Source organism: Promicromonospora sp. NPDC050880 (genome assembly GCF_044456525.1).
GTDB lineage: Bacteria > Actinomycetota > Actinomycetes > Actinomycetales > Cellulomonadaceae > Promicromonospora.
On sequence record NZ_JBITFV010000001.1, the window covers coordinates 146,401 to 159,114 of the forward strand.

A 12,714-nucleotide genomic window follows, 5' to 3' on the forward strand; every position below is an offset into this window, starting at 1 on the left:
TACGGACCGGCCGCTGGGGCCGGTCCGGGACACCCAGGAGGACCCCATGAAGGACGTCATGGTGACCGTGTCGGGCTTCGTCGGCAACAACCCGGCGCTGCACGTGAACCCGGTCAAGGAGCGGGAGTGGACCTCGTTCCGCGTGGCCAGCACCCGCCGCTACGTGAACGAGGACGGGGACTGGACCGACGGCAAGACCCTGTGGTTCACGGTCAAGGCGTGGCGGGCGGCCGCGGCGAGCGTGGCCCGCTCGGTGCACAAGGGCGACCCGGTGGTCGTCACCGGACGGCTCGAGGTCGACGAGTGGACCGGCCCGGAGGGTCAGGAGCGCATGTCGCTCGTGATCGTCGCGTCGGCGATCGGTCTGGACGCCACCCGCGGCAAGGTCGAGTTCACGCGCGAGGTGCACCACGTGCCCGCCGGTGAGGCGGACCCGTTCGCGGTCCAGGCACCGGCGCCGGCCGGCGGCGGCGTCCCCGACGACGCCCGGGAGCTGGAGGGAGAGGGCGGGGCGCCCGCGCCGGGCTCAGGTGCCACGGCGAGCGCCGACGGCGAGGGGCAGCGGGAGCTGGTGAACGCGTAGGCTTGGGGCAGCCGTGCTCCGCGGCCGGCGGGTGCTGGGATGTCCGAGCGCACGCCCCGGCACCCGCTCCGCGTGAGCGCACCCGTCCCGAGCACGTTTCTCATGTACCTACCCGAACGGTGGAACACAGGCAGTGGCTGAGTACATCTACTCCATGTATAAGGCGCGTAAGGCGCACGGTGACAAGGTCATCCTCGATGACGTGTCGCTGAACTTCCTGCCCGGCGCGAAGATCGGCGTCGTCGGCCCGAACGGTGCCGGTAAGTCGACGATCCTCAAGATCATGGCGGGTCTGGACACGCCGTCCAACGGTGAGGCGCGCCTGTCGCCCGGCTACACCGTGGGCATCCTGCAGCAGGAGCCGCCGCTGAACGAGGAGAAGACGGTCCTCGGGAACGTCCAGGAGGCGGTCGGCGACATCCTCGCCAAGAAGCAGCGGTTCGACGAGATCTCCGCGCTCATGGCCGAGCCCGATGCCGACTTCGACGCGCTGCTGGCCGAGATGGGCACGCTGCAGGAGGAGATCGACGCGGCCGACGCGTGGGACCTCGACTCCCAGCTCGAGCAGGCGATGGACGCCCTGCGCTGCCCGCCGCCGGACGCCGACGTGTCGGTGCTCTCCGGTGGTGAGCGCCGTCGCGTGGCGCTGTGCAAGCTGCTCCTGGAGAAGCCCGACCTGCTGCTCCTGGACGAGCCGACCAACCACCTGGACGCCGAGTCGGTGCTCTGGCTCGAGCAGCACCTCGCCTCCTACCCGGGCGCCGTGCTCGCCGTGACGCACGACCGGTACTTCCTCGACCACGTCGCGGAGTGGATCTGCGAGGTCGACCGCGGCCGGCTCTACCCGTACGAGGGCAACTACTCGACCTACCTCGAGAAGAAGCAGGCCCGCCTGGAGGTCCAGGGCAAGAAGGACGCCAAGCTCGCCAAGCGCCTCAAGGACGAGCTGGACTGGGTGCGGTCCAACGCCAAGGGCCGGCAGACCAAGTCGAAGGCCCGTCTGGCCCGGTACGAGGAGATGGCGGCCGAGGCGGAGCGCACCAGGAAGCTCGACTTCGAGGAGATCCAGATCCCCGCGGGCCCGCGCATGGGTTCGCTGGTGCTGGAGGCCACCGACCTCAAGAAGGGCTTCGACGACCGCGTGCTGATCGACGGCCTGTCGTTCACGCTGCCGCGCAACGGCATCGTCGGCGTCATCGGCCCGAACGGTGTCGGTAAGACCACCCTGTTCAAGACGATCGTCGGCCTGGAGCCGCTCGACGGCGGCGAGCTGAAGGTCGGCGAGACCGTCTCGATCTCGTACGTCGACCAGTCGCGTGGTGGCATCGACCCGAAGAAGACGCTGTGGGAGGTCGTCTCGGACGGCCTCGACTTCATCAAGGTCGGCAACGTCGAGATCCCGTCGCGGGCGTACGTGGCCTCCTTCGGGTTCAAGGGCCCGGACCAGCAGAAGCCCGCGGGCGTGCTGTCCGGTGGTGAGCGCAACCGCCTCAACCTGGCGCTGACGCTCAAGCAGGGCGGCAACCTGCTGCTCCTGGACGAGCCGACCAACGACCTCGACGTCGAGACCCTCGGCTCGCTGGAGAACGCCCTGCTGGAGTTCCCCGGCTGCGCCGTCGTGGTCTCCCACGACCGGTGGTTCCTCGACCGGGTGGCCACGCACATCCTGGCCTACGAGGGCACCGAGGAGAACCCGGCGAACTGGTACTGGTTCGAGGGCAACTTCGAGGCCTACGAGGCCAACAAGGTCGAGCGCCTCGGTGCCGACGCGGCGCGCCCGCACCGGGTCACGTACCGCAAGCTGACCCGCGACTGAGTCGTCCCGGACCGCCGCACCGGAGCGCCCGTCCTGGCGTCTCTCCTACAACGTCGGAGAGGTGTCGGGGCGGGCGCTCTAGCGTGCAGATTCATCCCGGCAAAATGGATGATTACGACATATTATCCTTGCCGGACCGTGACATCTCCGACAAGATGCCGCAGTGAACCCCATGCGACGGTCGGGTTGGAACGACCTTCCACCTGCGTTGAGATCGCGGATCAACCACCTGCTCGGTGCGCGCGTGATCGCGGCGAGCGTCCCCGGCGACTCGGGGATCCTGCCGGGTGCGCAGATCCAGGTGCAGACCAGTCAGGGGAACGCGTTCATCAAGGCGCTCGGCACCGAGAACGCCGGGCACCTGGACCTGCTGCGGCAGGAGATCACCCTCAGTCCGCTGCTGCCCGCGGGCGCGCACCGGCCCGAGCTGCTCTGGTCGATCGACGAGGAGCTGCCCGGCCTGGGCGTCTGGGTGGCCGTCGGGTACCGGATGCGCTCCACGGTGCGGCCGATCGACCTGTCCTGGCCCGAGGGGGACGTCGAGGCGCTCGTCCGGGCGGTGCGCTCGATCGGCGAGATCGACGCGCCCGACGACCCGATGTTCGTGCCGGAGGAGAAGACGTTCCCGGTGGGTGCGTGGGAGGCACTGGCGGACCGGCGACCGGCCGGGCTGGCCAGGCACTCGCCCTGGCTGGCCGGCCGGCTCGAGGGTCTCGCGGAGATCGCCTCGCACGCCCCGGAGGCGATCGCCGGCACGAGCCTGCAGCACGGCAACCTGCGGGTGCAGAACGTGCTGCTGCCGATGGCGCGGGACGAGGCTCCCCTGATCACCGACTGGGTCCGCGGCGGCGCGGGGGCCCCGTTCCTCGACCTGGTCTCGATGCTCCTGCACGTGCGGGTGGGCGGTGGGCCGCCGCCCGAGGCCACCCTGCGCCGGTACGGGCTGCCGCCCGGTATCGACCCGGACGCCGTGACCTGCTGGATCGCCGTGCTGGCCGGGCACTACGTGCGGTCGTCGATGGAACCGCCGCCCCCGGACCGGCCGCAGCTGCGCTCCGCCGAGCACCTGCTCGCCCTGGCCGCCGTGGCCTGGCTGCAGACCCGTCTCGGGTTCTGAGCCGCCGCCCGGGCCACGACGGCGTCTCGCATGCGGTTTGTGGTTTGCGGGTGAAAGCCGAGTTGGGCACACTCCGGCCATGAGCGCAGTCCGGCGACCGGCCTGGTCCGATCTTCCCCCATCTGTCCGTTCCCGCGTGAGCGAGACCATGGGCGGACGGGTGATCGGTTCAGCCCCGCTGACCGGCACGGAGGCGTCCGGCGAGCTCGAGGTGCTGCAGACGGCCACCGGCCGGTCGATCGTCCGGGCCGTCGGCCCGGAGGCCCCGCTGACGCAGGACCGCCTGGCCGCCGAGGCCGCGTCGCTGGCCATGCTGCCGGACGACCTGCCGACCCTGGCGCGCGAGTGGTTCGTCGACGAGGTGCTTCCCGGGGCGGGCCGCTGGGTCGTGGTCGGCTACCGGAACGAGCCCGTCCGCCCGCCGCACGACCCCTGGGACGAGGCCGACCTCGCCGCCGCCGTCGAGCTCGCGATCCAGATCGGCACGACGGAGGCGCCGCCGGGACTGCCCGACGCGCTCGACGTGATCGACGTCGACGCGTGGGCCACCCTCGCCGACACGCGGCCCGCCGGGCTGGCGGCCTTCACCCCCTGGCTGGCCGACAAGGTCGAGCACCTCGCCGACATCGCCCGCTACGCCGGCGAGGCGATGTCGGGCAAGAACCTGGTGCACGGCGCGCTGCGCCGCGAGTCGATCATGATCACCGACCACGGCTGGGACGCCACCAGCGCCCACGCGGTCGACTGGTTCACGCCGTCCCACGGTGCGCCGTTCCTCGACGTCGTGCTCCTGCTGCCGTACCTGCGGGTCGACGGCGCCCCGCCGCCGGAGGTGGTCCTGGACCGGCACCCGCTGGCCGACGTCGATCCCGAGGCCCTGACCTGCGCCGTGACCGCGACGGCGGGGGCGCTCGTGCTGGAGTCGATGCGGCCGCCGGAGCCGGGCATGCCGCACGGCCGGGCCGTGCAGCGCGAGGTGGCGCACGCCGCGCTGGAGTGGCTGCGCACCCGCCTCGGCAACTGAGCCACGCCGTACGCCCGCGCCTGACCTGGGTCTCTGCGGCAGACTGTGCGCCATGACCGATCAGCCCGACGCCGCTGCGCCCGGCGCCCCGGACCAGGAGTCCGGGGCGGACCACGGACCTGGCCCGGACCCGGCGCCGACGTCGGTCCCGGGGGCCGGCTCCGGGGCGTCCGGCTGGACCCGGGCGGCCGACCGGTACCGTGCCCCGGGCCCGGAAGCGCCCGGCCTGGCCGCGCCCGTCCCGGACGCATCTGGTCCGGACGCATCTGGTCCGGACGCATCTGGTCCGGACGCATCTGGTCCGGACGCATCTGGTCCGGACGCATCTCGCCCCGACGCACCCGGCCCGACACCGCCCACCCCGGAGGGCGACGGTCTCACGGCCGCGCTGGAGGTGCTCCGTGCCCGCCTCGGTGCGCTGCGCCTGCCGCTGGAGACCTCCGGCGCCGCCACGGCCCGCACCGAGCTGCGGCGTGCGACGGACCAGCTCGACGACTACCTGCTGCCGCGCCTGCGCGCGCAGAAGGCTCCGTTGCTCGTCGTGGTCGGCGGCTCCACGGGTGCGGGCAAGTCGACCCTCGTGAACTCGATCCTGGGTGAGCAGGTGACCCAGCCCGGCGTGCTGCGGCCCACCACGAAGGCCCCCGTGCTGGTGCACCACCCGCTGGACGCGCGCTGGTTCTCCACCGACCGGGTGCTGCCCGGCCTGGCCCGGGTCACGGGGAGCGCCCCGGAACCCGGCCGGACGCTCCGGCTGGTGGCCAGCGACGCGCTGCCCAAGGGCCTGGCCCTGCTGGACGCCCCCGACATCGACTCCGTCGACGCGGCGAACCGCGAGCTCGCCGCGCAGCTCCTCGGGGCGGCGGACCTGTGGCTGTTCGTCACCACGTCGGCCCGGTACGCGGACGCTGTGCCCTGGGAGCTGCTGCAGCAGGCCTCGGCCCGCAAGGCCCAGGTGGCGATGGTGCTGGACCGGGTGGACCCGGGCGCCGAGGCCACGGCCGGCGACCTGCGCGACATGATGGCGGAGCAGGGGCTGGCCGACAGCCCGCTGTTCGTGGTGCCCGAGGCCGGACTGACTGACGGGCTCCTGCCCGAGGAGAGCGTGGGCGAGGTGTCCCGCTGGCTCACCGGCCTGGGTGGGGACGCGGACGCACGCCGTCGCGTCATCTCCGCCACCCGCGACGGCGTGGTCGACTCCCTCGTGGGGCGCGTCGGCGAGCTGGCCGACGCCGCGGACGAGCAGCGCACCGCCGATGCCCGGCTGCGCCACGTCGTGGACCGCGCGTACGCGGACGCGGTGTCCCAGGTGACGGCGGCGACGTCGGACGGGGCGCTGCTGCGCGGCGAGGTGCTGGCGCGCTGGCAGGACTTCGTGGGCACCGGTGAGTTCTTCCGCGCGGTCGAGGAGGGCATCGGCCGGTTCCGGGACGCGGTGGCCGGGTTCTTCCGCGGCAAGCCCAAGCAGGCACCGCAGGTCGAGCAGGCGATCGCGCACGGCCTGGAGTCCGTGGTGCTGGATGCCGCGGAGGAGGCCGCCGAACGGTCGTACCAGGCGTGGCGGGGCGACGCCGCGGGTGCCGCCCTGCTGGAGGGTCTGGAGCTGTCCCGGACGCCGTCCGCGCTGCGTGCCGAGGTGGGCGAGCAGATCCGCGCCTGGCAGGGGGACGTGCTGGGGCTCGTGCGCGAGCAGGGCGAGTCCAAGCGGGGCCGGGCGCGCGCGCTGTCGTTCGGCGTGAACGGCCTCGGCGTGGCACTGATGATCTTCGTGTTCGCCTCCACGGGCGGGCTCACGGGTATCGAGGTCGGTATCGCCGGCGGTTCCGCCGTGCTCGCCCAGCGCCTGCTGGAGGCCGTGTTCGGCGAGGACGCCGTCCGGGGGCTGGCCGTGCAGGCGCGCGACCGGTTGCGCGAGCGCATCGAGGCCGTGATGGCCGGGCAGGCGGCGCGGTACACGGCACAGCTCGACGCGCTGGGCTCGGCGGAGTCGACCGGTGCGGGGCTGCGCTCGGCGGCGGAGGCCGTGGCCGCGGCGGCGGCCGCGGAACGGCGTGCCCGGGCGCTGGACGCCGGGCCCGCGGCCCCGTCGGTGCCGGACCTCGCCGAGAGCCGTGGTCTGCGTGGCGTCGACGCGCGCCCGCCAGGCGACGGGCTCGCACCGGGCCGCTCCGACGCGCCCGGGGAACCCTCCCGGAAGGGCTTCTGGCGGCGGCTGTTCGGGGAGGGCGACCGGTGAGCCGGCTCGACCTCGCGGGGCGTACGGCCGCCCTCGACGACGCGGTCGACGCCGCGGACGGGCGCATCGACGACGCGCTGCTCGACGAGGCGCGCGCCGTCGTGACCCGCGCCCGGGAGCGGGGCGGGCTGTCCGCGGAGCACACCGTGGTGGCCCTGGCGGGGGCGACGGGCTCGGGCAAGTCGTCGGTGCTGAACGCCGTGGCGGGAGTGGATGTCGCCCAGCCCGGCGTGCGCCGTCCGACCACGTCGCACGCCATGGCCGCGGTCTGGGGCGAGGGCGCCGACCCGCTCCTGGACTGGCTGGAGGTCGGCCGCCGGCACCAGATGGGCCCGGCCGAGGGCGGCGGTGCGACCGGCCTGGTGCTGCTGGACCTGCCCGACCACGACTCGGTGGTGACCGAGCACCGCGTGCGCGCCGAGCGGCTGGTGGCGCGCGCCGACCTGCTCGTCTGGGTCGTCGACCCGCAGAAGTACGCGGACGCGGCCCTGCACGACGGCTTCCTGCGCCCGCTCGCGGGTCGCGCGGAGGTGGTGGTCGTGGCACTCAACCAGGCCGACCGGCTGACCCCGCAGGAGACGTCGGCGATGGTCGCCGACCTGAAGCGGCTCGTGTCCCAGGACGGCCTGGACGGGGCCCGGGTGCTCGCGGTGTCCGCCCGGACCGGGCAGGGCATGGACGACCTGCGCGGCCTGCTCGCCAAGGCCGCGGCGCGGCGCGAGGCCGCGACGGCCCGGCTGGCGGCGGACGAGCGGGCGGTGGCCCGCCGGATCGTCGGCGAGTGCGGTACGCCCCCGCCGTCGCGGCAGGGCAGCCAGGCCCGGGGCGACCTCGTCGCGGCCCTGGAGGCGGCGGCCGGGGTGCCGACGGTGGTCGACGCCGTCCGGGTGTCCGCGAGCCGGGACGCGCGTGCCGCGACCGGCTGGCCGCTGACCCGCTGGATCGGCCGGCTGCGGAAGGACCCGCTGCGGCGGCTCGGGCTGCGGTCGGCCGACCGCGAGCACCGGGCGCCGTCGGGCCGGGAGGACCTCGTGCGCACGTCGCTGCCGACCGCACAGCCGGCGGTGCGCTCGGCCGCGGCGTCGGCGGTGCGGCGCTACGTCGAGGAGGTGACTCGCGGCGCCGCGGACCCGTGGGTCCTGGCCGCACGGTCGCGCGGGCAGGCGGGCATCGACCAGCTGCCCGACGCGCTCGACCAGGCGGTGGCCGCCACGCGCGTCGAGGCGTCGCGGCGCCCGCTGTGGTGGTCGGTGGTCAACGTGCTGCAGTGGGCGCTGCTGACCGTGCTGGCCGCGGGCCTGCTGTGGCTGCTGGTGCTGTTCGGGTTCTCCTACCTGCAGCTCCCGGCGCCGCCGACGCCCGTGTTCACGCTGCCCACCTGGTCGGGCGACGGCGGCGTGGTCTTCCCCGGGGCGCCCGAGCCCGGCGAGGGTCTCGACGTCGACCCGTTCCGGATCCCGTGGCCCACCCTCATGGTGCTCGGCGGGCTGGCGCTGGGTGTGCTGCTGGCCCTGGTCTGCCGCCTGTTCGCGGCCCTGGGCGCGCGGCGGCGGGCGATGGTGGCCCGCCGGCGCCTGCGGCAGTCGGTGGGCGGCGTGGCGGACCGTCTGGTGCGGACGCCGGTGGGCGAGGAGCTGGACCGGCTCGCGCGGTGCCGTACCGCGGCGACGGTCGCGGCGAGCTGAACCGGGCCGTCCGCAGGCGGGGGAAGATGGGGGCATGACACGCCTGCACGTCCCCGTCACGCTGCGCTGGTCCGACCTGGACGCCTACGCGCACGTCAACAACGTCGCCATGTTCCGCCTGCTGGAAGACGCCCGGATCACCGCCTTCTGGCAGCACCCCGAGGCGCCGGAGGGCGAGGCCTGGCCGACGGCGGTGGTGCCCACCGGGCCCGGCGCGGACTCCCACACCCTGGTGGCCGGCCAGCGCATCGAGTACCTGCGCCCGCTGCTGTTCACCCGTACGCCGGTCCGCGTCGAGATGTGGCTCGGCCGCATCGGCGGGGCCAGCGCCGAGGTCTGCTACGAGGTGCACGACGGCGCGGCGAGCATGCCCCGGACCGGCCCCACCTCGGGCGGGGCACCGTACGCCCGCGCCACCACCACGCTCGTCTTCGTCGACGCCGCCACCAACCACCCGCGGCGGCTGACGGAGGCGGAGCGCCTGGCTTGGAAGGAGTTCGAGGAGGACCCGATCACGTTCCGCCACCGCGGCTGACCGTGTCGCACGCCGTAGGTCACCCGGGTGACCTACGGCGTCCGGCATACGGCCGAGTGGCCCTCAGGGTGTCCGAATTGGTAGTTTCATCCGCCTTGGTTCGGACACGGAGGAATGGTGGAACTGCCCCCGCACTACGTCGACCCGGTCACGCTGCACGAGGTGCTCGACGACGTCCCGGCCGCCCGGGCGTACCTCGCCGACCTCGCGGCCGGAGCAGCGAGCGACGAGCCCACGGTGCTCGCCGTCCGGGTGCCGCTGCTGCGGGTGCTCGCCCCCGAGGCCGACGACCCGGACGCCCAGCTCGCCGAGGCGGAACGCCTGGGCTGGCTCGCCGTCGGCCTGGCCGGCGGCCCCGCCGACGACGCGGCCGCCGCGCACGCGCCCGCCCACGAGGTGCCGCTGGGCGCCGTGGCGCCCCTGCTGCGGCTGGCCCACGTGCTGCAGTGGCGCCACCGGTTCTCGGAGGCGGACCTGCTGTTCGGCCTGGCCCTGGAGGCCACGCGCTACCACGGGGAGCACGCCGCGAGCGTCGAGCACGCGCGCCGCCTCGAGTGCCGCACCCTGTACCACTGGGGTCGCTGCCGGTACGAGCAGGCGCTGGAGGTGCACGTGGAGCAGGCCCGCCCCTACCTCGGCGAGGCACTGGCCCTGTTCGTCCGCGCCCTCGAGCTCCGGGTCGACGTCGCCGCGTCCCCCGAGGAGGTCGCCACCGTGCGGCAGGCGATCCAGGCCGCCCGGGACCGCCTGGCCGAGCTCGGCGCCTGAGACCGGCCGGGGCTGTCCGGGATCGGCGGGACCCGCCGGGGGCAGGTCTCAGGCCGGCAGGCGGATCATGCCCTCCTGGCCCGCGGTGGCGACCAGGGCGCCGTCCTGCGTGTAGACCGCGGCGGTGCCCAGGGCGCGGCCGCCCTGGGCGGTGGGGGAGGTCTGCACGAACAGCATCCACTCGTCCACCTGGACATCGCGGTGCCACCACATGCCGTGGTCGAGGCTGGCCATGGGCACCGAGGCGCCGACCTCCTGCCAGGACTTCCCGGCGGCGCGCAACGCCGGTTCGAGCATGAGCTGGTCGCACGCGAACGCCAGCAGGGCGCGGTGCATGGACTGCTCCTTGATGCCCAGCGGCCGGCGCGTGCGCATCCAGACCATCTGGGTGGCGGGCGGCCGCCCGCCCTCGGCCACCGCGACGTCCGGGTGCAGGTACAGCGAGCCGCCCACGTGCCGCAGCTCGAAGGCCGAGTCCGCCCAGAACTGGGCCCGGACGTCGGCGCCCGGGGGCAGCACGGCGAGCTCGTCGAACGCCGAGCCGACCTCCTCGGGCGGGGGCACGTCGCGCGGCATCGGCATGGCGTGCTCGTAGCCGGGCTGGTCCTCCTGGAAGGAGGCGATCATCGACAGGATCGGCTTGCCGAACTGGATGGCGTGCGTGCGCCGCGCGCTGAACGAGCGGCCGTCACGCAGCCGCTCCACCGCGAAGTCGATCGGCTCCTCGACGCGGCCCTCGCGCAGGAAGTAGCCGTGCAGCGAGTGGATCAGCCGGCCCTCGGGCACCGTGCGGTCCGCCGCCAGGATGGCCTGCGCGAGCACCTGCCCGCCGTACGCGCGGTTGGCCGGGCCGGGCACGCTGGTGCCCCGCAGCACGTCCTCCTCGCCGCGAGGGCCCCAGCCCTCCAGGTGGCGCAGCTCCAGCACCTGGAGCAGGCGGTCGAGCGCGTCGGGCTCACGGTCCGGCGAGGGGCCGCCGCTGGTCGGGTCGGGGGTGGCGTCCACGGAGGGCGTCTCCTTCAGTGCTGTGGTCTGACTGCTCAGTCTTCGAACGTGTTGATCATGCTGAACGCGGCGCGCTCCAGGTAGTCCCAGAGCTGGGACTCGTGGATCGGCGCGAGGTCCAGCGTGTCCACGGCCGCGCGCATGTGGGCGAGCCAGCGGTCGCGCGCGTCCGGGTTCACCTTGAACGGCGCGTGCCGCATCCGCAGCCGCGGGTGCCCGCGCTGCTGGGAGTACGTGGTGGGACCGCCCCAGTACTGCTCCAGGAACAGCGTGAGCCGCTCCCTGGCCGGGCCCAGGTCCTCCTCGGGGTACATGGGGCGCAGCACCGGGTCGTCCGCGACGCCGTCGTAGAACGCGTCGACCAGGCGCACGAACGTGTCGTGGCCACCGACCGCGTCGTAGAAGGATTCCTCTGTCACGTCCGTCATCCTGCCACCCGCCGGTGACAGGTCCATGACGGCCCCGTGAAACGGGGTCTCGTGTGAGCAACTCGACACCAGCGGGGGCGTAAGGCTTGCCTGCCCCGATAGGCTGGTCACAGACCTGCAGCGACGCACGGTGGGAGTTGAGACATGTCCAAGGCTGACCAGATCCTCGCGGCCCTCGGGGGGACCGCGAACGTCGTCGAGCTGGAGCCCTGCATCACCAGGCTCCGGGTAGAGGTGAGCGATCCCGCCCTCGTGGACGAGCCGGGGTTGAAGTCGTCCGGCGCCTTCGGCGTGGTCCGGTCCGGCCGGGTGGTGCAGGTGATCGTCGGTCCGGAGGCGGACAACCTCGCGGCGGAGCTCGACACGCTCCGCGTCTGAGGGCCGCGACCGCGAGGCGAACGGCCTGTGAAGGTCGCGCGGGAGTCGCTCGTACCTCGCAGGACGTGTCCTGCGTGAGGTGCTGATCCGAGTAGGTTGGGGGCCGTGTTCGAGTCTCTTGCTGCCTCCCTCTTCGACGGTGCCGAGGACTTCTGGTCCTGGTTCCTGGACAAGCCGCTGACGATCATCCTGATCCTGCTCTTCGGCACCATCGCGATCGGCGTGCTGCGGCGCGTCGTCACCGCGCTGGCCGAGGGCATCGCCAACGGCCAGAAGCCGCGCGTCGTGGAGCGGCGCACCCCGGACCCCGTGGGCACGACCACGGGCGGTGCACCCGCGCCCGGGCAGAAGCGCCGGAACAAGAACGTGCTGATGTCGCCGCAGGCCCTGGCCGACGCGCTGGTCGCGGCGAACCCGCGCGCCGCCGAGCGGCGGGCCCAGCGAGCGCGGACGGTCGGCTCGGTGCTGAACTCGACGATCAACATCGTGGTGGGCACCATCATGGTGCTCTGGATCCTGCAGGTGCTGAAGGTCGACATCGCACCGCTGCTCGCCACCGCCGGGGTGGCGGGCGTGGCCATCGGCTTCGGCGCGCAGACGCTCGTCAAGGACTTCATCTCGGGCATCTTCCTGCTCATCGAGGACCAGTTCGGCGTGGGCGACAACGTCGACCTCGGCGCCGGTGTCATCGGCACCGTCGAGGCCATGGGCCTGCGCCTCACCCAGGTGCGCGCCTTCGACGGCACGCTCTGGTACGTCCGCAACGGCGAGATCCTGCGCGCGGGCAACCGCACCCAGGAGTGGAGCCGGGCCGTGGCCGAGGTGCAGGTGCCGCTCGGCACCGACGTCGACGCCGTCCGTGCCGCGCTGGGCCGGGCCGCCGACCGGGTGAAGGAAGACCCCGAGCTGGCCGACAGCCTCCTGGAGACCCCGTCGGTGCGCGGTGTCGACGCCGTCGACGGGGCGGGGCTGACCTTCACGCTGCACGCCCAGGTGCGCCCCGCGCAGCAGTGGGCCGTCGCCCGGTCGCTGCGTGTGGCGGCTCACGCGGAGCTGCTGAACGCGGGGATCGTGGCCCGCTCCGCTCCCGTGTCCCTCGACGGGAACGTCACGGGAGACACCCCCGGGGTGAGCTGAGG

Annotated in this window: 12 protein-coding genes; 10 read left to right on the forward strand and 2 right to left on the reverse strand. The window is 73.8% G+C overall.

From position 1 onward, the window contains the following. The first annotated feature begins 46 nt into the window (after nt 1–46). The 8 genes from ACIBBF_RS00750 to ACIBBF_RS00785 all read left to right on the forward strand — a co-directional run bounded on the left by ACIBBF_RS00750 (nt 47) and on the right by ACIBBF_RS00785 (nt 9,764). Nucleotides 47–583 carry a single-stranded DNA-binding protein gene (locus tag ACIBBF_RS00750; RefSeq protein WP_397409468.1) on the forward strand — a complete coding sequence of 179 codons (537 nt, stop codon included), beginning with the start codon at nt 47–49 and terminating at the stop codon, nt 581–583. Nucleotides 584–716: 133 nt separating this feature from the next. Then, nucleotides 717–2,399 (forward strand): energy-dependent translational throttle protein EttA, encoded by a 1,683-nt coding sequence (gene ettA, locus ACIBBF_RS00755; RefSeq protein ID WP_397409470.1) that lies wholly within the window; start codon nt 717–719, stop codon nt 2,397–2,399. A gap of 208 nt (nt 2,400–2,607) precedes the next feature. Continuing rightward, nucleotides 2,608–3,516: a phosphotransferase gene (locus ACIBBF_RS00760; protein WP_397409472.1), complete on the forward strand. Its 909-nt coding sequence runs from the start codon at nt 2,608–2,610 to the stop codon at nt 3,514–3,516. 136 nt (nt 3,517–3,652) lie between these two features. After that, nucleotides 3,653–4,540 (forward strand): hypothetical protein, encoded by an 888-nt coding sequence (locus ACIBBF_RS00765; protein ID WP_397409474.1) that lies wholly within the window; start codon nt 3,653–3,655, stop codon nt 4,538–4,540. 52 nt (nt 4,541–4,592) lie between these two features. Beyond that, nucleotides 4,593–6,776: an ABC transporter gene (locus ACIBBF_RS00770; RefSeq protein ID WP_397409476.1), complete on the forward strand. Its 2,184-nt coding sequence runs from the start codon at nt 4,593–4,595 to the stop codon at nt 6,774–6,776. Further along, nucleotides 6,773–8,461: a GTPase gene (locus ACIBBF_RS00775; protein WP_397409478.1), complete on the forward strand. Its 1,689-nt coding sequence runs from the start codon at nt 6,773–6,775 to the stop codon at nt 8,459–8,461. Before ACIBBF_RS00770 ends, ACIBBF_RS00775 begins: the two co-directional genes overlap by 4 nt. A 34-nt stretch (nt 8,462–8,495) precedes the next feature. Then, nucleotides 8,496–8,996 (forward strand): acyl-CoA thioesterase, encoded by a 501-nt coding sequence (locus ACIBBF_RS00780; protein ID WP_397409480.1) that lies wholly within the window; start codon nt 8,496–8,498, stop codon nt 8,994–8,996. A 117-nt stretch (nt 8,997–9,113) separates the two neighbouring features. Further along, nucleotides 9,114–9,764: a hypothetical protein gene (locus ACIBBF_RS00785; RefSeq protein ID WP_397409482.1), complete on the forward strand. Its 651-nt coding sequence runs from the start codon at nt 9,114–9,116 to the stop codon at nt 9,762–9,764. A 48-nt stretch (nt 9,765–9,812) separates the two neighbouring features. Here the strand turns inward: ACIBBF_RS00785 and ACIBBF_RS00790 are convergent, their stop codons facing one another. Both ACIBBF_RS00790 and ACIBBF_RS00795 read right to left on the reverse strand, forming a co-directional pair. Further along, nucleotides 9,813–10,769, reverse strand: a complete 957-nt coding sequence (locus tag ACIBBF_RS00790) for an acyl-CoA thioesterase (protein WP_397409484.1) — start codon at nt 10,767–10,769, stop codon at nt 9,813–9,815. Between the two features lie 35 nt (nt 10,770–10,804). Then, on the reverse strand, nt 10,805–11,188 hold the full coding sequence (locus tag ACIBBF_RS00795) for a globin (protein ID WP_397409486.1): 384 nt from the start codon (nt 11,186–11,188) through the stop codon (nt 10,805–10,807). Between the two features lie 153 nt (nt 11,189–11,341). Between ACIBBF_RS00795 and ACIBBF_RS00800 the strand changes: the two genes are divergently transcribed. Together ACIBBF_RS00800 and ACIBBF_RS00805 are read left to right on the forward strand one after the other, a co-directional pair. Next, nucleotides 11,342–11,575, forward strand: coding sequence for a PTS glucose/sucrose transporter subunit IIB (locus ACIBBF_RS00800; RefSeq protein ID WP_119138544.1), 234 nt, complete (start codon nt 11,342–11,344; stop codon nt 11,573–11,575). Nucleotides 11,576–11,680: 105 nt separating this feature from the next. After that, on the forward strand, nt 11,681–12,712 hold the full coding sequence (locus ACIBBF_RS00805) for a mechanosensitive ion channel family protein (RefSeq protein WP_397409489.1): 1,032 nt from the start codon (nt 11,681–11,683) through the stop codon (nt 12,710–12,712). The last annotated feature ends 2 nt before the right edge of the window (nt 12,713–12,714 follow it).

Excerpts from the sequence above, each read along its gene's own strand:
- ACIBBF_RS00770 (WP_397409476.1), top strand. The coding sequence starts at position 4,593 with ATGACCGATCAGCCCGACGCCGCTGCGCCCGGCGCCCCGGACCAGGAG.
- ACIBBF_RS00750 (WP_397409468.1), top strand. The coding sequence starts at position 47 with ATGAAGGACGTCATGGTGACCGTGTCGGGCTTCGTCGGCAACAACCCG.
- ACIBBF_RS00800 (WP_119138544.1), top strand. The coding sequence starts at position 11,342 with ATGTCCAAGGCTGACCAGATCCTCGCGGCCCTCGGGGGGACCGCGAAC.
- ACIBBF_RS00780 (WP_397409480.1), top strand. The coding sequence starts at position 8,496 with ATGACACGCCTGCACGTCCCCGTCACGCTGCGCTGGTCCGACCTGGAC.